Annotated in this window: 12 protein-coding genes; 9 read left to right on the top strand and 3 right to left on the bottom strand. The window is 69.1% G+C overall.

Annotated features, from left to right (window positions below):
* Position 1 precedes the first annotated feature (1 nt).
* Positions 2-940, bottom strand: coding sequence for a class I SAM-dependent methyltransferase (locus G4D83_RS40745; protein WP_163870344.1), 939 nt, complete (start codon positions 938-940; stop codon positions 2-4).
* Positions 941-1243: 303 nt separating this feature from the next.
* Here G4D83_RS40745 and G4D83_RS40740 point away from each other — a divergent pair, with 303 nt between their 5' ends.
* The 5 genes from G4D83_RS40740 (at position 1244) to G4D83_RS40720 (ending at position 6658) form a co-directional block, all read left to right on the top strand.
* Entirely contained in the window at positions 1244-2455 is a 1212-nt protein-coding gene (locus G4D83_RS40740; RefSeq protein WP_163870343.1) for a tetratricopeptide repeat protein, read from the top strand.
* Complete coding sequence (locus G4D83_RS40735) at positions 2452-3576, top strand: HupE/UreJ family protein (RefSeq protein ID WP_163870342.1); 1125 nt, start codon at positions 2452-2454, stop codon at positions 3574-3576. The genes G4D83_RS40740 and G4D83_RS40735 overlap by 4 nt, the downstream gene beginning before the upstream one ends.
* A 105-nt stretch (positions 3577-3681) precedes the next feature.
* Positions 3682-5208 (top strand): DUF4331 domain-containing protein, encoded by a 1527-nt coding sequence (locus G4D83_RS40730; protein WP_163870341.1) that lies wholly within the window; start codon positions 3682-3684, stop codon positions 5206-5208.
* Positions 5209-5212: 4 nt separating this feature from the next.
* A complete protein-coding gene (locus G4D83_RS40725; protein ID WP_163870302.1) occupies positions 5213-5521 on the top strand; it encodes a hypothetical protein in 309 nt (102 codons plus the stop codon).
* A gap of 327 nt (positions 5522-5848) precedes the next feature.
* A complete protein-coding gene (locus tag G4D83_RS40720) occupies positions 5849-6658 on the top strand; it encodes a carbonic anhydrase (RefSeq protein WP_163870340.1) in 810 nt (269 codons plus the stop codon).
* A 330-nt stretch (positions 6659-6988) separates the two neighbouring features.
* On the opposite strand, the gene G4D83_RS40715 is transcribed toward G4D83_RS40720, so the two are convergent.
* Complete coding sequence (locus tag G4D83_RS40715; RefSeq protein ID WP_163870339.1) at positions 6989-8392, bottom strand: TcdA/TcdB catalytic glycosyltransferase domain-containing protein; 1404 nt, start codon at positions 8390-8392, stop codon at positions 6989-6991.
* Between the two features lie 953 nt (positions 8393-9345).
* Between G4D83_RS40715 and G4D83_RS40710 the strand changes: the two genes are divergently transcribed.
* From G4D83_RS40710 to G4D83_RS40695, 4 genes are all read left to right on the top strand, one after another.
* Positions 9346-9672, top strand: coding sequence for a hypothetical protein (locus tag G4D83_RS40710; protein ID WP_163870338.1), 327 nt, complete (start codon positions 9346-9348; stop codon positions 9670-9672).
* Between the two features lie 184 nt (positions 9673-9856).
* Complete coding sequence (locus G4D83_RS40705) at positions 9857-13243, top strand: DUF4082 domain-containing protein (protein WP_163870337.1); 3387 nt, start codon at positions 9857-9859, stop codon at positions 13241-13243.
* A gap of 210 nt (positions 13244-13453) precedes the next feature.
* Entirely contained in the window at positions 13454-14140 is a 687-nt protein-coding gene (locus G4D83_RS40700) for an SRPBCC family protein (protein ID WP_163870336.1), read from the top strand.
* Positions 14141-14388: 248 nt separating this feature from the next.
* Entirely contained in the window at positions 14389-16530 is a 2142-nt protein-coding gene (locus G4D83_RS40695; protein WP_163870335.1) for a catalase, read from the top strand.
* A 2-nt stretch (positions 16531-16532) separates the two neighbouring features.
* Here the strand turns inward: G4D83_RS40695 and G4D83_RS46660 are convergent, their stop codons facing one another.
* Positions 16533-17975 carry a hypothetical protein gene (locus G4D83_RS46660; RefSeq protein ID WP_240357096.1) on the bottom strand — a complete coding sequence of 481 codons (1443 nt, stop codon included), beginning with the start codon at positions 17973-17975 and terminating at the stop codon, positions 16533-16535.
* Positions 17976-18016 lie beyond the last annotated feature (41 nt).

The following is an 18016-nucleotide window of genomic DNA, read 5'->3' as shown; positions in this document are numbered from 1 at the left end:
CTCAGCCCGCGCGCAGAGACACGTCCCACCGCCGGGCGAGCCTCGCCTGCTCCTCCGGCGCGCGCAGGTCCGGAGAGGGCAGTGCCACCCCCGGCCGGTGCAGGACATACAGGTTCCAGAGGCCCCGGAGGCCCACGGCCTCGATGTCCGCGTACATCCGCTGCTCCAGCGTCGGGGCAAGCACGAAGCCCGCGGACTCGAACTGGCGACGCCACCAGGCGAACGACGCAATCGTGACGTGCCCTTCCAACGGCCGGTCCCACTCGTCGCGCGCCAGGTCCTCCTCTGGCACCGGGCCCATGTAGTCGGGCCCGAGCGATTGATAGTGCGCGAGCCGCTCCGGCCGCACCTTCCCGTCGAACCAGCCGTCCGGCCCCGTGCCACAGAGACCGAAGGACGGCGCCGTCACGACGAGGAAGCCCCGTGTCACGCGGTACAGCTCCGAAATCGCGTGCGGCACCAGGGCCGGCGGCAGGTGCTCCAGCGTCTCGAAGGCGGAGACCAGCTCGAACTGGCCGTCGTCGAAGGGCAGCCGCTGGGACAAGTCACCGAGCGACAGGTGCGGCTTCACGTCCCACGGAGCATGGTGGATGGCGAAGTCACTGAAGTCGCTGCCCTGGGTGTCCCAGCCCAGCTCCCTCAGCGCCTGCACCGTGAAGCCCAGCGCGCAGCCCACATCCAGGGAGTCGCGCACGTCGAAGTGCTTCCACAGCAGATAGGCGGCCTTGTTCGCGTGGCTGGAGTCCCGGCGGTAGTGCTCGTAGCCGCTGTTGCCCTCGCGGTCTTTCGGGTTGCGCCCGGCGCCGTAGTAGCTGGCGCCGTACAGGTCCTGGCTCTTCTGGGCGAGCAGCAGCGACAACTCGAAGCTCAGCAGCTCCAGGCCGCTCTTCACCGGTGGAACATGGGTGACACCCATCATCACCAGCCGCCGCGCCTCCAAGGCGAGCCTCCTTCGGATACGGGCTGGCAGTCGCTGGAGGCCGTCTTTGGCGAGGAGGGATGAGAGTCTCAAGAACAAAGCTCCAGGAGGCAGCGGGCGCCCTCGTTTATGACACAAGGCGCCAGGACCGGGGACCCGGCCCCCTCTCGGGGAGCCGACACAAGGGCCAGTAGCGGGCCCACGAGGCATACGGAGCGACGCGGAGTCCCCGGTCACCCGCCCCGTCGATACGGGGCCCTCCGGCGCCTCCCACCGATAATCGGTGGGAAATCCAGGGACGACACAGGGCCGTAAGGAGGGGCAATGCGCTCCGTCATGCGGCCCCGTCACAGCGTCCTGGGTGTCGTGCTCGCACTGGCCTGTGGTTGCAGCCGGGGCCCCGACACCGCGTCCGCGCCCTTCACGCCCCAGAGCGACACGGAGGTCCTGGAGCAGGTGCCCGCCCGGGCCACCGACGCCCGTGCCCGCGAACGCGCCGCCCTGCGACAGGAGCTGGACGCCCAGCCTCGCCAGTTGGAGCTGGCCGTGCGATTGGCTCGCCTGGAGCTGAAGGAGGGACGCGCCCGGGGAGACCCACGGCACCTCGGGTGGGCCCAGGCCGCGCTCTCGCCCTGGTGGGACGAGCCCCAACCGCCGCATGAGGTCCTCCTGCTGCGCGCCACCCTGCGCCAGAGCCGCCACGAGTTCGACGCGGCCCTCGCGGACCTGGACGCCGCCCTGCGCGAGGACCCGAGGGATGCCCAGGCCTGGCTGACGCGCGCCGTGGTGTTGGGTGTCCGGGGCCGGCACGCCGAGGCGGAGAAGAGCTGCGCTCCATTGGACACCCTCGCGGGAGCGCTCACCGCCACCGTGTGCCGGGCGCAGGTGGACAGCGTCGCGGGACACTCGGGGCGCGCCTATGCGCGGCTCTCCGAGGCCATGTCCCGACGCGGGGCCCTGGGCAGCCCGGAAGAGCAGGCCTGGGCGCTGTCCACCCTGGGGGAGGCCGCTGCTCGCTCGGGAGACACCCGACGCGCGGAGCTGCTCTATGCGCAGGCGCTCGCGGCCGACCCGGATGATGCGTACACCCGCGCTGCGCTCGCGGACCTGCTGCTGGACTTGAACCGGCCGGCCGAGGCCTCGCGGCTGATGAAGGACCACGCCACGGATGACGGCCACCTGCTGCGCCGCGTGCTCGCCGAGACGGCGCTGGGCTCGGCGGAGGCAGCGACACTCACCACCGAGCTGGCCTCGCGTTATGCGGCCAGCAGACTTCGTGGGGACACCTTGCACGGGCGTGAAGAGGCCCGGTTCGCGCTGCACGTGGAGAAGGACGCGAACAAGGCGCTGACGCTCGCACAGGCCAACTGGGAGGTGCAGCGCGAGCCCTGGGACGTGCGAATCCTCATGGAGTCCGCGCTCGCGGCCGGAACGCCCGACGCGGCGAAGCCCGCCCTCACCTATCTCGAAGCCATCGCCTGCGAGGACCCGGGACTCCTGGCCCTCGCCACGCGCCTGAAGAAGGCAGCGCCATGAATCGCTTCCTCGCCCTGCTCGTGCTGCTCCCTTGCGTGGCCCTGGCCCACAAGCCGAGCGACAGCTACCTGCGCCTCGAACGCGCCCCCCACGGCTTCACCGGCCGATGGGACGTGGCGCTCAGGGACCTCGACGCGGTGCTCGGCCTCGACTCCAACGGAGACGGCGCCCTGGCCTGGGGCGAGGTGCGCGACCGGCAGCAGGACATCACCCGTCACGTCCTCTCGCGACTGTCCGTGGGCACGGCCGGCGCGCCCTGCCCCACCACCCCCGAGGGCGCGCTTCGCGTGGCGCGGCACTCCGATGGGGCCTATGCGGTGCTCGACTTCCAGGCGGCCTGCCCCACCTGGCCCTCCGCGTTGACGCTGGACTACACGCTCCTGTTCGACCGCGACCCGCAGCACCGAGGCATCATCCAGGTGGCCGGCGGACAGGGCCAGGGCACCCTCGTGCTCTCCGCGTCCCACCACACCGTGGACGTGCCGCTGGCGAACCTGTCCGCGTGGAGCCACTTCGGCGGCATGGTGCTCTCTGGAATCGAGCACATCTGGGCGGGCCTGGACCACCTGCTGTTCCTGCTGGCGCTGCTCCTGCCCTCCGTCCTGAAGCGCTCCCCCGAGGGCGGCTGGGAGCCCGTGGACCGGTTCGGCCCCGCGCTGCGAGACGTCGTGAAAATCGTCTCGGCCTTCACCGTGGCCCACTCGCTCACGCTGAGCCTCGCCGCGCTCGGGCTGGTGGCGCTGCCCTCCCGACTCGTCGAGTCCGCCATCGCGGTGAGCGTCATCCTCGCGGCGGCCAACAACGTCTTCCCCTCTATCCGAGGCACCCGCTGGGCCGTCGCCTTCGCGCTGGGCCTGCTGCACGGCTTCGGCTTCGCGTCGGTGCTCGCCGACCTGGGCCTGCCCGCGGAGGGGCTCGCCACCACGCTGCTGGGATTCAACGTGGGCGTGGAGCTGGGGCAGCTCGCGTGTGTCGCCGTCTTCCTGCCCGTCGCCTTCATGCTGCGCGGAGCGACGGTGTATCGGCGCGCGATTCTCGTCGGCGGCTCGGCGGCAATCGGACTCATCGCCTGTGTGTGGCTCGCGGAGCGGGCCCTGGACGTGAGCGTCCTGCCGCTCTGACCCATCCAATCGCGTCGCACCGCCGTAGTACATGCACCACCGGATGCGCGGCGCCGTCTGGGCCCGCCGGTGGGACTTGCCCCCCAACGCAGTGTGGAGACACGCATGCAAAGACGACAACTCGCGGGCGCGCTGGCGCTCGCGGCGGCGCTACTCGTACCCACCGCCCAGGCCTCCAGCCACCGTGAAGCCCCCTTCATCACCCGGATGCCCAAGGTCGACGCCACCGACTTCTACATGTTCCGCAGCTATGAGCCGGACCGTGGGGACTTCGTCACCCTCATCGCCAACTACCTGCCCCTGCAGGACGCGTACGGCGGCCCCAACTACTTCTCGTTGGATCCGGATGCCCTCTACGAAATCCACGTCGACAACACCGGGGATGCCATCGAGGACCTCACCTTCCAGTTCCGCTTCACCAACAACCTCAACGGCCCCAACGGCATCACCCTGAACGTGGGCCCGGCCGGCAGCACCAAGAGCGTGTCGGTGCCCTTCACCAACGTGGGGCCCATCACCACCGCGGACCGGAGCGCGCAGAACGTCCAGGAGAACTACACCGTCAAGCTCGTCCGAGGCCCCCGCCGCGGCGCGGCCGGACAGGACGTGACGAACACCGCGGGCGGCGCCGCCGTCTTCGCCAAGCCCGCGGACTACGTGGGCACCAAGTCGCTGGGCAACGCCGCCACGTACGAGACCTACGCCCGCCAGCACATCCACAACGTCAACATCCCCGGCTGCACCGGCACCGCGAAGCTGTTCGTGGGCCAGCGCCGCGAGCCCTTCGCGGTGAACCTGGGCCCCGTGTTCGACCTGGTGAACGCCCCGGCGGCGGTCATCATCGACCCGAGCGCGCGCGGCGCCGTCCCCAATCCGCTGGCGAAGAAGAACATCACCACGCTGGCCCTCGAGGTCCCCATCTCCTGCCTCAAGGCGGGCACCCAGGACGTCATCGGCGCGTGGACCTCCGCCAGCGTCCGTCAGGCGCGCGCCATCAACCCCACCGCCTCGTATACGGCGCCCTCGCGTGAAGGTGGCGCGTGGACGCAGGTGAGCCGCCTGGGCATGCCGCTGGTCAACGAGGTCGTCATCGGCATCAAGGACAAGGACCGCTTCAACGCGAGCGAGCCGAAGAACGACGCCCAGTTCGCCGACTACGTCACCCACCCCACGCTGCCCGCCATCCTGGAGCTGCTCTTCAGCGCCGATGGCGTGAGGGCACCCACCGTCTTCCCGCGCGCGGACCTGGTGGCCGCCTTCCTCACCGGCGTGGCCAACGTGAATGCGAACGGCTCCACCGCGGAGATGCAGCGGCTCAACACCGCGCTGCCCGCCACGGCGAAGGCCGGACAGAACAACCTGGGCGCCGCCGCGTGCTTCGTCAACGGCCAGCTCACCCTGAACAACCCGGGGTGTGACCCGGCGGGTTTCCCCAACGGTCGCCGCCCTGGCGACGACGTGGTGGACGTGGCGCTGCGCGTGTCCATGGGCTACCTGCTCGCGGACGACACGCAGGCCCCCGCGCGCAACATCCCGTTCCACGACGCGGTGCTCCAGGATGCCTCCCAGTTCGACGCCGTCTTCCCCTACCTCACCACGCCTCAGGCGGGTGCCAACGGCGACGGGACGTGAGCCCATGAGCACGCTCCGAGCAGTGGCCTGTGTCGCCATCCTTGGCACCGTCCTCGCCTACACGGGATGCACCAACGACGACCACGACCCGCCGCCCTTCCCGCCTCATCCGGATGCGGGAACGAACACGGACGCCGGGACGGATGCCGGCACCGACGCGGGGACGGACGCGGGCGTGGAGTTCACCGCCTTCGTCAGGGACCTGGTCATCAACCAGACCTCCGACACCACGACGCCGGTGACGCTCGACGACAAGAACTTCGTGGACAGCGCGCCCGCGGACGCGTTCGCCCCGACGTTCTTCCAGCCCTGAGCCCACCCCCGCCACACCAGACATGAAGCAACCGGGCCGCGGACACTGATGTGTCCGCGGCCCTTCTCATTTTCTTCGCATGTCTCCATGCGCCAAGAAACCGAGAGTCATTACGCAGCGCGGCGTCACGTGTCTGTTTCATTACGCTTTATTTCAAAACATTCCGAATAATTCCGGATGGGTTAAAAATAAACCTCAACCCGAGACGCAGGTGCCGGCAACGGCACAATACCCGACGAATTCCACCTCGTGGAGGGACGTGTCTGGCCAAAGCCAGAGATGCCCCCCGGGTGTCGGAAACCTGCATGCAACAAGGAATCCACAGCCATGTCCTCCATCCGAACTGTTTCCGTGCGCGCCCTCCAGGGTGCGTTGATGACCTCCCTGTGTCTGAGCTCGGCTGCTCTCGCCAATGACACACAGCCCGCCGCGAGCAGCGAAGAGGCTCACTGGGGCTATGCGCAGACGCTGAGCCCCGAGCACTGGGACGAGGTCCCCGGCGCGGCGATGTGCTCCACCGGCGTGCAGCAGTCCCCCGTGGCGCTGTCCACGTCCGGCTCCGCGCACACCAACGTGGCGGCGCCCAGCTTCCACTACGGCACCAGCCGGGTGCGCATGGTCAACAACGGCCACACCGTGGTGTTCAACTACGACGCGGGCAGCACCATCACCGTCGGCTCCAACGAGTACAAGCTCGCGCAGTTCCACTTCCACACCCCCAGTGAGCACACCAAGGACGGCGTGAGCTATCCGCTCGAGGTGCACCTGGTTCACACCGACGCCGCTGGCACGCCCAAGGCCGTCGTGGGCGTCCTCATCGAGGAGGGCTTCGTGAACGCGGCGCTGTTCACCGCATTCCGTCACCTTCCCCGGCACGAGGGTGAGGAGAGCAACCCGACGGGCGCGCTCCTCAACGCCAGCGCGCTCCTGCCCTTCAACCGCGCCTTCTTCCAGTACGCCGGCTCGCTCACCACGCCCCCCTGCAGCGAGGGGCTCCAGTGGTTCGTGATGAAGAACCCCATCCAGATGTCCGACGCGCAGATCGCCGCGTTCGAGCGGATTCCGCACATCAACCCGAACAACCGTCCGGTGCAGCCGCTGAACGGCCGCACGGTCGGCGTTCAGTCCGCCCACTAGTCTGGCTGACGCGGCCTCGGGGCCGCCCCCGGTTGCCCGACATGACCTCCATGGAGGGCACCGGGATGGAGTGCTCGCGATAACCACCCGACGGATTCTGGAACATGTGACTCCAGGACTCGTCGAGGGCCGGCCGGGGTCGCGCGCGGCTCGACTCAGGCCGGTGCGTCGTTCAAGCTGGGCGTGGCGCAGGGACAGGCTGCCGTGATGGGTCGTCTTGAGCTGTCCGCAGAAGGGGATGCCCCCCGCCGCGTTCACCGCCGCGAACCCCGACATGCGGACTGAGGCGCGACAGGTACCCTCCCAGCCAGGCCATCCCTCGCGCTGGGGTCAGAGGCGGATCAGCGTGATGGGCTTCTTGCCCACGACCAGGCCCTTCTGCTTGCCAAGTTCGGTGACCTTCCAGCGAACAGCGCCCCAGACAATCTCATCGCCTGCCTTGATGTCCAGGGGCAACGGGGTGTCTATCTTGTGATTCGTGTGAAGGTCATTCAGCAGGCCCTTGAGGGCCCCCCCTCTGGGGATGCTCGGGAAGTGCACGAAGTGGAAGGGCTCGCTCTCCGGGGCCTTGGGTGCCTTCACGGACACCACCTGGAGGTTCGCCGCATCGCAATCACTCACGCCCGCGGCCTCCGTCACGCATTCGACATGGACCATGGGGAAGGTCGCATTCGCCGCGACCCATTGCCAGAACGGGACATGTTCGGGCACGTCGTCCCGCCAGACAGGGGCAACACGGTCAAATGGCGGGGAGACGCTGGCGGAAGCACCGGACGACGAGGACGACGAGGACGACGAGGACGGTGCCGGCGCTTTCTTTTTCGCCGAGGCCTTGGATGGCACCAGGGTGGCGCAGAGCCGGGAGAGGCAAGCACTCGGCATCTCCTCCCAGGGGACGTTCCTGGAGCACAGCCAGAGGAGGTCTCGCACCATGTTGGGCCCGGTCAGGTCGAGCGTGGAGCGGGTGGTGTTGTTCTTCCAATAGCCTTCGAGCAGATGATCGGGGTCGAGCTCGAACGTCTCGCGTGGGGACCTCCACCCAATGAGTCGATAGGCCAGACGAATGGTCTGTCGCATGGCATCGATGAGCGGACTGCGGGGAGCCGCCGCCACGATGCAGTTGCTGAGATAGAGGCTCTTGTCGGTATAGGCCGGGGTCGTGGCGATCAGCTCGCGACCGGGCCAGGCGGCCGCGGACGCCGCGAACTTGCGGTCCGGGGTGATTCCCACCAGGGCGCCCGAGGCATCGACCTCGAGTCTTCCGAGCGCGGAGAGCAGGTCGATGTCGACGTCCATGTAGACCCCTCCGTAGTTGTAGAGCACCTCGTAGCGGAGGATGTCGGACGCCGAGGCCGCGAACATTCCGCGCAGGGTCAGCTCCTGGTCATAGGCATCCATGTTGAGGAAGTGCATGCCCGTCAGGAACTCGTGTGAGCGGAGGTTGCAGAGCCTGAATCGTTCGGGGTGCGCGCGCTCCAGCGCACGCAGGGGCTCCAGGTCATCGGCCGCTTCGTTGATGAGGTCCTTGGCCAGGGCGAGCTTCTCGTCCGGGGACATCCCTTGCGAGAGGACTCGCAGGTTGTGCAGGTCACGCCCATGGCGGACCGTCCCACGCACCTTCAAGGGGTCCTGCGCGGCACTGAGCTCGTAGTGCGCGCGCGCCAGGGGGTATTTCTTCAGAATCTTGCGCAAGTGCATGTTGTAGACGTGCGCGTCGTCCCACCAGATCCACACCTGATGGTCTGGCGTGGCCTGGGTCTTCTCCAGCCAGCTCGTGATTCCCTGGAGGGTCTTCGTCGTCGCGATAGGTCCTCCGCCGGCCCAGGTCCCGTGGATGATTTTGGGAATGGGACTGAGCCCGGGCCTCCCCCGCGCGGAGGGTGCTGGACCTGGAGGACCTGAAGGGCTTGGAGGACTTGGAGGTTTCGGCGGGGCGAAGGGAACGGGCAGCTTGGGGGGAGGCCGGCTGTCACGCCTGGGGGGAGGTGGGTGTCCGTCCCCGAAGAGGCGTTCCGCCTCGGCCTCGATGCGGGTCCTGTAATCAGGATCCTCGACGAACGACCCTCCGCACCAACACTTCGTGCCGCTGCTGCTCGAGGTACAGCTGCTCTCACAGCCCGAGCAGTACGCCGACATCGCCTCCCGACACATGGGACACCGGTCGATGGGATTGTCCCTGCCGTTGTTCAGGCCACATCTGCGACAGTGGTAACCACTCATGGCGCTCCTGGCGGGTCGCTCGCGATTCGAAACGGCGCGGCAGGCGACACGAGAGCGCTCCGCGTGGCCGTCCACCGTCAGACAGCTGCAAGCCGGACGCCAGGACACTGCGCCAGAGAGAAGTCGAGCCGCCGTGGTGACGGCGCACGAGGAACGCGCGAGGGCCGCGTCCTCGCGGAACGAAGCGGCGTCTGGTGGGAACGCACCCTCCAACGGGGCAGCCCTCACGGCTCCGGTTGCTCAACCGGTCCGGGAGACGACTACACTCTCCAGCGGCATCCGAACGAGGTGCCGAACAGAGAGGAGCCTTCCCGATGCACGTCGAGCGGTGGGTTCATATCAAGGCGAGCCCCGAGCGGATTGAGGAGCATTTGAATGGGTGGGTTGGCTCCTTCAGGCTGCCACCGTCTCCGGGAGGGCACCGGGGCCCGCAGTGGTATTCGGGCCAGCGGCGCGGCCCTCGCCTCGTGATTCAGCGACAAATCCCTGTCTGGGAACCCGCGGCCGCGGTGTGGCGCCCCGTGTACTTCGTCGAGTCCGAGCTGGAGCGGGTGTCCGAGCGTGACGTCCAGGTCGTGACGCGGCTGGCGTGGCACCCCGAAATCATCGTCAGCCTCCTGGGGATGACGGGAGCGGCGCTCGCGGCCCATCGACTCTTGGCCGGGGCGCCGGAGTTCTGGGGACTCATGGCCCTGCTGGCTGTCGGCGTGAGCCTGCGCTGGTTCCTGGCGGCAAGACGTGTCCGGCGCGAATCGCGTGTCCTGTCGCACGCGCTGGAGATGATGGACTCCTGAAGTCGGCCAGGAGGAATCCACGCGGGGAGACCGCTTCGCGTCGTGCACGCGGAAAAATCGAGCAAGACGGCAACAACGAGTGAGACCTCCTCTCACTGCATTGTAGGTGTCAGAGACAGACAGCAAGATGCCGCGGTTTCCGCGCCCCCTCTGTCTCGTCGTGCCCCCCCAAGGAGAAGTCCGAATGACACCCTCGATGTCGCGACCCCACCAGGTCTCGAGCACGCCACGCGTCCACGCGCTGGCGCTGCTCGCGGCCGTCCTGCTCGTACTCCCCGCCGCCGCGCGCGCCCAGACGACGTACACGCTGTTCACCCCGGCCTCCACGCCCGCCGTCCCCTCCGTCACCAACGACTTCTCCGCCGTGGAGCTCGGCGTGAAGTTCCAGTCCGACGTCGAGGGAGACATCCTCGGCATCCGCTTCTACAAGGGCGCCGCCAACACCGGCACCCACGTGGGAAGCCTCTGGAGCGCCGCGGGCGTGCGCCTCGCCTTCGCCACCTTCACCGGTGAGACGGCCTCCGGCTGGCAGGAGGTGACGTTCTCCACGCCCGTGCGCATCAGCGCAGGCACCACGTACGTCGCCTCGTACCACGCGCCCGTCGGCGCCTATGGCTTCACCAGCGCGGGCCTGGCCTCGGCCGTGGACTCCCTTCCCCTCCACGCGCTCGCGGGCGGCACCAGCGGTGGCAACGGCGTCTTCTCCTACGGCGCCGCCGGCACCTTCCCGTCGAGCAGCTTCGGCAACTCCAACTACTGGGTGGACGTCGTCTTCCGCCCCGCCGCCCCCGTCACCCTGTGGCCCGCAACCGCCACGCCCGCCGTCGCGTCCGTCACCAATGACGCAAGCGCCGTGGAGCTGGGCGTGAAGTTCACGACGAACGTGAGCGGCAACGTGCTGGGCGTCCGCTTCTACAAGGGCGCCACCAACACCGGCACCCACGTGGGCAGCCTCTGGAGCGCCAACGGACAGCGCCTCGCCTTCGCCACCTTCACCTCCGAGACGGCCACCGGCTGGCAGCAGGTGACGTTCTCCACGCCCGTCGCCATCGCCGCCAACACCCCTTATGTCGCCTCGTACCATGCCCCTGTCGGCGCGTACGCCTTCGACAACGGCGGCCTCGCCAGCGGCCAGGACAACGCGCCCCTCTTCGCGCTGCCCGGCAGCACCAGCGGCGGCAACGGCGTCTTCACCTACGGCGCCGCGGGCTCCTTCCCCATCAACAGCTTCGGCAACTCCAACTACTGGGTGGACGTCGTCTTCCAGGCCACCGGCGCCCAGCCGCCGACGCTGCCCCCGGGCAACACCTTCCGCCTCTTCGCCCCCACCGCCACGCCTGGCACCGCCACCGCCAATGACACCGCCGCCATCGAAGTGGGCGTGAAGTTCCGCGCGGACGTGGACGGCCAGGTGACGGGCGTGCGCTTCTACAAGGGCAGCGGCAACAGCGGCACCCACGTGGGCAACTTGTGGAGCGCCGCTGGCGCCCCCCTGGCCTCCGCCACCTTCACCAACGAGACGGCCGTCGGCTGGCAGGAGGTGACGTTCACCACCCCCGTCGCCATCACCGCCGGCACCCCGTATGTCGCGTCGTACTTCGCGCCGCTCGGTGGCTACTCGTTCGACAACAACGGCCTCACCACCGGCGTGGATGCCCCTCCGCTGCACGCCCTGCCCGGCGCCACCACGGCGGGCGGCAACGGCGTCTTCGTCTATGGCGCCGCGTCCACGTTCCCCAACGGCAGCTTCCAGAACTCCAACTATTGGGTGGACGTCGTCTTCGAGACCTACGGGCCGCCGCCCCGTCCGGGCGTCCACGGCGCGGGCCCCGTGCTGGTGGCCACCTCTCCCGGCAATCCCTTCACCGACTACCTGCGCGAAATCCTGGAGGCCGAGGGCATCGCCGCCTTCGCCACCACCGACGCCGGCAACCTGGGCGTCTCCGTCAACCTCAATGACTACAAGGTGCTGGTGCTCGGCGAGCAGACGCTGAGCGCGGCCCAGGTGACGCTCGTCACCACCTGGGTCAACGCCGGCGGCAGCCTCATCGCCCTGCGGCCCGCGGCGAACCTCCAATCCCTGCTCGGCCTCAATGCCTCTCAAGGCACCCAGGCCAATGGCTACATCCTGGTCAACGCCACCCAGGCCCCGGGCACGGGCATCACCGCGGAGACGATGCAGTATCATGGCCTCGCCGACAAGCGCACCGTCGTCGCCGGCACGCGCACCGTCGCCACGCTCTACTCGGACGCCACCACCGCGACGACGTTCACCGCCGTCAGCCAGCGCACCGTGGGCACCGGCACCGCCACCGCCTTCATGTATGACCTGGCGAAGTCCGTCATCTACACGCGGCAGGGCAACCCGGCCTGGCAGGGACAGAACCGGGACGGGTCCTCCATTGGCCCGGGCGCGCGCGCCAGCGACATGTTCTACGGCAACGCGTCCTTCGACCCGCAGCCGGACTGGGTGAACCTGGCCAAGGTCCAGATTCCCCAGGCCGACGAGCAGCAGCGCCTGCTCGCCAACGTGCTGCACCAGACGAGCACCACGCCCCTGCCGCGCCTCTGGTACTTCCCCCGCTCCAAGAAGGCCGTCGTGGTGATGACGGCCGACGGCCACCCGGGCGGCGCCACCACCCAGCGCTGGAACCAGCACCTCACGGACAGCACCACCGGGTGCAACGTGGCGAACTGGGAATGCATCCGCGGCACCGTCTACGACTACGTGGGCGGGCTGAGCGCCACCCAGGCCAACGGCTACGTGGCGCAGGGCTTCGAGTACGCCCTGCACGTCAACACCGGCTGCGCGGACTACACGGCCAACACGTTGGACCCGAACTTCTTCACCCCGCAGTTCGCCAGCTTCGCGTCCGCCTTCCCCGCCGTCCCCGCGCCCGTCACCAATCGCACGCACTGCATCGCGTTCAGCGACTGGGCCACCCAGCCCAAGGTGTCGCGCCTGCACGGCATCCGCATGGACACCAACTACTATTACTGGCCCGACTACTGGGTGCAGGACCGCCCGGGCATGTTCACCGGCTCCGGCCTGGCCATGCGCTTCGCGGACGTGGATGGCACCCCGCTGGACGTCTACCAGCTCGCCACGCAGATGACGGACGAGTCCGGCCAGTCCTATCCGCTGCACATCGATACGCTGCTCGCCAACGCGCTGGGCGCCAAGGGCTACTACGGCGCGTTCAACGCCAACATGCACGTCGACTCGCAGCCGTCGGCGGGCTCCACCGGCTCGGCAGCCATCGTCGCGTCCGCCAAGCGTGACGGCGTGTCGGTCATCACCGCGAAGCAGTTGCTGGAGTGGCTGGACGCCCGCGAGGCCACCCAGGTGTCCACCGTGGCCTTCACCGGCACGGTGCTCACCTTCAACCTCACCAGCCCCGCGCTCAACCTGTCCCTCATGGTGCCCCGGCGCACCACGACGGGCCGCACGCTGGTGTCCGTCACCCGCGCGGGCTCCGCCGTGACGACGGTGACACGCACCATCAAGGGCGTGGACTTCGCCTTCATCGACGGCGCCCTGGCCGGCACGTACACCGCCACCTACAACTGAGTCACCCGCACCCCCAAGGCGCGGACACACTCCCGAGGGGCTCGACGCATTGCATCCGCGTCGGGCCCCATTTGCTTTCTGCTCCGATGAAACCCTGGAGGTCCTGACGCTGACGTGGGGTGCCTTGCGTCGGATGGCCCGCAGCCTCTATGACGCGCCACCGGGACGGCGCCCTGCTGGCGGCCTCCCGAAACAAGGACTCCACGCCCCATGCTCAAGAAGATTCTCGGCGGCCTCGCCGCCCTGCTGCTCATCCTGGTGGGCATCATCGCCACGCGTCCCTCGGAGTTCGCCGTGAAGCGCACGGCGACGCTGTCCGCGTCCCCGGACATCGTCTTCGCGCAGGTGAACGACTTCCACGCGTGGGCCGCGTGGTCTCCGTGGGAGCGGCTGGACCCCGCCATGAAGAAGACGTACTCCGGTCCGGAGTCGGGCGCCGGCGCCATCTATGAGTGGGCGGGCAACGACGACATCGGCCAGGGGCGGATGACGCTCGAGGAGAGCAAGCCCTCCGAGTCCGTCCGCATCAAGCTGGAGTTCATCAAGCCCTTCACCGCCACCAACACCACCACCTTCACCTTCACCCCCGTGGACGGCGGCACCGAGGTCGTCTGGGCGATGAACGGCGCCAACGGCTTCATCTCCAAGGCGATGGGCCTGTTCATGGACATGGACGCGATGATTGGCAAGGACTTCGAGTCGGGCCTCGCCAGTCTGAAGACGGTGGCGGAGGCGGAGGCGAAGAAGCGCGCCGAGGCCGAGGCCGAGGCCGCGCGCGTGGCCGCCGCCGCGAAGGCGGAGGCGGAGAAGGCCGCCGCCGAGGCCGCCGCTGCCGCCGAGGCCGCTGCCGCCGCCGCTGGCATCCAGCCGGCCATGACGGCGCAGCCCACGCCGTAGTCGCCTCCCAGCCTGACTGCCTCGGGCAGTCCTCTCGACGCCTCCATGTCGCGGTCCACCCGGTCCGCGCGTGGGGGCGTCCTCGTGTCCGCCGCACGCAGTGTCGACCGTTGACACCTCGGGACACCCGACCTGGCGGGTGGTGAACGCTCGCGCGCTTCCCGCATCCCTCTCTTTCCCAGACATGTGGCGGCGGGCGTAGACCGCGAGCGCGCCGCATCCTGGCGCCTTTCCCCTGGGAGCTGCTCATGCCGCCGCGAAGGACTCCGTCCAAGCCGACCCCTCCCCCGCCCAGCAAGAACGAACAACTGGAGCCCTACCGCGCACACCAGGAAGACACGGTGCTGACGACGGACCAGGGCATCCGCATCTCCGACACGGACAACTCGCTGAAGGCGGGCCTGCGGGGCCCCACCCTCCTGGAGGACTTCCACTTCCGCGAGAAGATGATGCGCTTCGACCATGAGCGCATCCCCGAGCGCGCCGTCCACGCGCGCGGCGCGGGCGCCCATGGCTACTTCCAGGTCTACGAGTCGCTGGAGCGCTACACCCAGGCGCGCTTCCTCACCGACCCCAGCCTGCGCACACCCGTCTTCGTGCGCTTCTCCACCGTGGGTGGCTCGCGCGGCTCCGCGGACACCGTGCGCGACGTGCGCGGCTTCGCCACCAAGTTCTACACGCCCGAGGGCAACTACGACCTGGTGGGCAACAACATGCCCGTCTTCTTCATCCAGGACGGCATCAAGTTCCCCGACTTCGTCCACGCGGTGAAACCGGAGCCTCACAACGAGATTCCGCAGGCGTCCTCCGCGCACGACTCACTCTGGGACTTCGTCTCGCTGGTGCCGGAGACGGCGCACATGGTGATGTGGCTGATGTCGGACCGGGCCATTCCGCGCAGCTTCCGGCACATGGAAGGCTTTGGCGTCCACACCTACCGGCTGGTCAATGCCAGGGGCAAGGCCACACTGGTGAAGTTCCACTGGAAGCCGGTGCTGGGCACGCACTCGCTCGTCTGGGACGAGGCGCAGAAGGTGTCAGGCAAGGACCCGGACTTCCACCGCCGGGACCTCTGGGACTCGATTGAGCAGGGGAACTTCCCCGAGTACGAGCTGGGCGTCCAGTTGGTGCCCGAGGGCGACGAGCTGAAGTATGGGTTTGATTTGCTGGACGCGACGAAGCTGTTGCCCGAGGAGCTGGTTCCCGTGCAGAAGGTCGGCAAGCTGGTGCTGGACCGCAACCCGGACAACTTCTTCGCGGAGACGGAGCAGGTGGCCTTCTGCGTGGCCAACGTCGTCCCGGGCATCGACTTCACCAATGACCCGCTGCTCCAGGCGCGAATCTTCTCCTACCTGGACACGCAGCTGACGCGTCTGGGCGGACCCAACTTCGCGGAGCTGCCCATCAACAAGCCCGTCTGCCCGGTGAACAACCACCAGCAGGACGGCTTCGGACGGCAGACCATCAACACCAACCGGGCCAACTACCACCCCAACTCCATTGGCGGTGGCTGCCCGATGCTGGCCAATCCCAAGTCGGCCTTCGTCCACCGGCAGGAGCGCGTGGAGGGGCACAAGATTCGCGAGCGCAGCGGCAGCTTCGGGGACCACTTCAGCCAGGCCACGCTCTTCTTCAACAGCCTGTCGAAGCCGGAGCGCGAGCACCTCGTCTCGGCGCTCGAGTTCGAGGTGAGCAAGGTGGAGCGCGCGGAGATTCGCGAGCGCGTGGTGAACCAGGTGCTGGTGAACATCGACCGGCAGATGGCCGAGCGGGTGGCGCGCGCGGTGGGTGTCGCGCCGCCGAAGCCGCCCAAGGCCTCGGAGCTGGTGGCGGGCAAGCCCGCGCCCAAGCTGACGAAGGTGTCCCCGGCGCTCAGCATGGAGAACACGCCGCACGACTCCATCAAGACACGCAAGGTGGCGGTGCTCATCGCGGATGGCTTCCCGGGCAGGGAGCTGTCCCAGGTGCGCAAGACGCTGGAGGGGCTGGGCGCCCTGGTCGAAATCGTGGGCCCCACGCTCGCCCCCGTTGCCAGCGCGGACGGTGGCGAGGAGACACCGGTGAAGACGTTCCAGAACACGTCCTCCGTGCTCTTCGACGCGGTCTACGTCCCCGGCGGGGACAAGAGCGTGGCCACGCTGAGGAAGCTGCCCCTGGCGGTGGACTTCGTGCGGGAGGCATACGTGCACTGCAAGGCGCTGGCGCTGTCCGGCGCGGCCACCACGCTGCTGGACGCGGCGGGCCTGTCCCAGCCCATGGCCAAGGGGCTGGATGACGCGATGGGCGTCGTGCGCAGCGCGAAGAACGAGACGCGGGGCTTCGGACAGATGTTCGCCAAGGCCATCGCCGCGCACCGCCACTGGGTGCGTGAGTCGCCGCCCCCGGCGTAGCGTCAGCCGGGCGTCCGCCCCACGAAGAGGCCCAGCGCGAAGGCCGCCCCCATGAGGAGCAGCACCAGAATCATGGGGACGCCGCCTCGCGCCGGAGCCCTCACGGCCTGCGCCGCCAGTCCCGTGCCGGCCTGCTCCTCGGGGACGATGAGGCGGACCTTGATGACCGCCTTGACGAGCACGTCCTCCACGTCATGCAGGAAGCGCTCGTACTCCTCGGGCGCCAGCTCCAGGGGCTCGCCGTGGTGGGCCTCGTAGCGCTTCGCCACGCCCTCGAAGCCGCGCAGTTGGGCCTCGCGCTTCGACACGTCCACCCAGCCGCACACGACGGACGGGCCCGTGCCCTTGCGCGGAACCAGGGAGATGGATTGACGGGCCTGCTTGCCGCCCCCGGTGCTCGGGCCCTCGGGGTCGTCGATGCGCAGCACGCGGTGCGGCCCGCGCCCGTACATCTTCTTCCCCAGGGCGTCGCGAAGCTGCTCCGCGAGCAGCGCGGAGTGGTTGGCGAACATCGTCCGCAGCGCGGGGCCGTCCTCCGCCGCGGCGGCCACCTTTCCGGCGGCGGGCTCCAGCGGACTGAGCCGCACCACGCCCGCGCTGAGACCTGGCGAGGGAGGCTTCTCGCCCCCCTTCGATAGCCAGCCCGTGCCCTTCGCGGCCGGGGGCGGCTTCGGAGGCGCGGGGGCCTTGCCCTTCTCCGGCCTGAGCACGGGAGGCGCGGGCGGGCGCAGCTCCGTGGCGGGAGCGGCCGGGGTGCCATTGCTCCGAAGCTCGGTGGCGAAGGGCAGCAGGTCCTCCTCGCCGCGACTCTCGCCGGTGGTGAAGAGCTGGTACTCCTCGTCCCCGCCCTTCACCGCCGCCGCGGAGGTGTCCTCGTCGTCGTCATCCAAGGCGGAGACCTCGGGCGTCCGACCTCGCGCGCCCGTGGCGCCGCGACTGGCGCCTCGTGCCTCGACCTCCTGACCGCGTCCCGCCGCCGGGCCTCGGCCTGCCCCGCGCGCCTCCGTTTGGATGACCTCCTGCCCTCGGCCGCCGCGTGCCTCCGCCGCGCCTCCGGTCTGCGCCCGACCTCCAGCGCGGGCCTCCGTGACGATGACCTCCTGGCCCCGGCCCGCACCGCGCGCTTCCGTGACGATGACTTCCTGGCCTCGGCCGCTCCGGTCGTCCGAGGCACCCCTGCCACCTGCGCGTGACTCGGGAGGACGGGCCGTGGCGGCACGGCCCCCGGCAGCCTGTCCCTTGCGCACATCGGTGATGATTTCTTCCTGCTCGTCGAGCGGGCCGATGCGCGTCTCGGAGGGAGACGGCTCCGGGGGCGCCAGGCGCGTCTCCTCGGGGCGATAGGAGGACGGGATGTCCCGCGTCGCGTCCTCATCCTCCTCGGGCGCGATGCGCGTCTCCTCGTTCCGGCCGGGCCCATTGCCCCGCCTCTGTCCGTTCGCCATGGCCACTCCTCGCCCCGCCGAGGATAGCCCGGCCCGTGCCC

Origin of the sequence: Myxococcus eversor (assembly GCF_010894455.1) — a bacterium.
In the GTDB taxonomy this organism is placed as follows: Bacteria; Myxococcota; Myxococcia; order Myxococcales; family Myxococcaceae; genus Myxococcus; species Myxococcus eversor.
This window is presented reverse-complemented; position numbering and strand designations above follow the sequence as displayed.

Excerpts from the sequence above, each read along its gene's own strand:
- G4D83_RS40740 (WP_163870343.1), top strand. The coding sequence starts at position 1,244 with ATGCGCTCCGTCATGCGGCCCCGTCACAGCGTCCTGGGTGTCGTGCTC.
- G4D83_RS40735 (WP_163870342.1), top strand. The coding sequence starts at position 2,452 with ATGAATCGCTTCCTCGCCCTGCTCGTGCTGCTCCCTTGCGTGGCCCTG.
- G4D83_RS40730 (WP_163870341.1), top strand. The coding sequence starts at position 3,682 with ATGCAAAGACGACAACTCGCGGGCGCGCTGGCGCTCGCGGCGGCGCTA.
- G4D83_RS40725 (WP_163870302.1), top strand. The coding sequence starts at position 5,213 with ATGAGCACGCTCCGAGCAGTGGCCTGTGTCGCCATCCTTGGCACCGTC.
- G4D83_RS40720 (WP_163870340.1), top strand. The coding sequence starts at position 5,849 with ATGTCCTCCATCCGAACTGTTTCCGTGCGCGCCCTCCAGGGTGCGTTG.
- G4D83_RS40705 (WP_163870337.1), top strand. The coding sequence starts at position 9,857 with ATGACACCCTCGATGTCGCGACCCCACCAGGTCTCGAGCACGCCACGC.
- G4D83_RS40700 (WP_163870336.1), top strand. The coding sequence starts at position 13,454 with ATGCTCAAGAAGATTCTCGGCGGCCTCGCCGCCCTGCTGCTCATCCTG.
- G4D83_RS40695 (WP_163870335.1), top strand. The coding sequence starts at position 14,389 with ATGCCGCCGCGAAGGACTCCGTCCAAGCCGACCCCTCCCCCGCCCAGC.
- G4D83_RS46660 (WP_240357096.1), bottom strand. The coding sequence starts at position 17,975 with ATGGCGAACGGACAGAGGCGGGGCAATGGGCCCGGCCGGAACGAGGAG.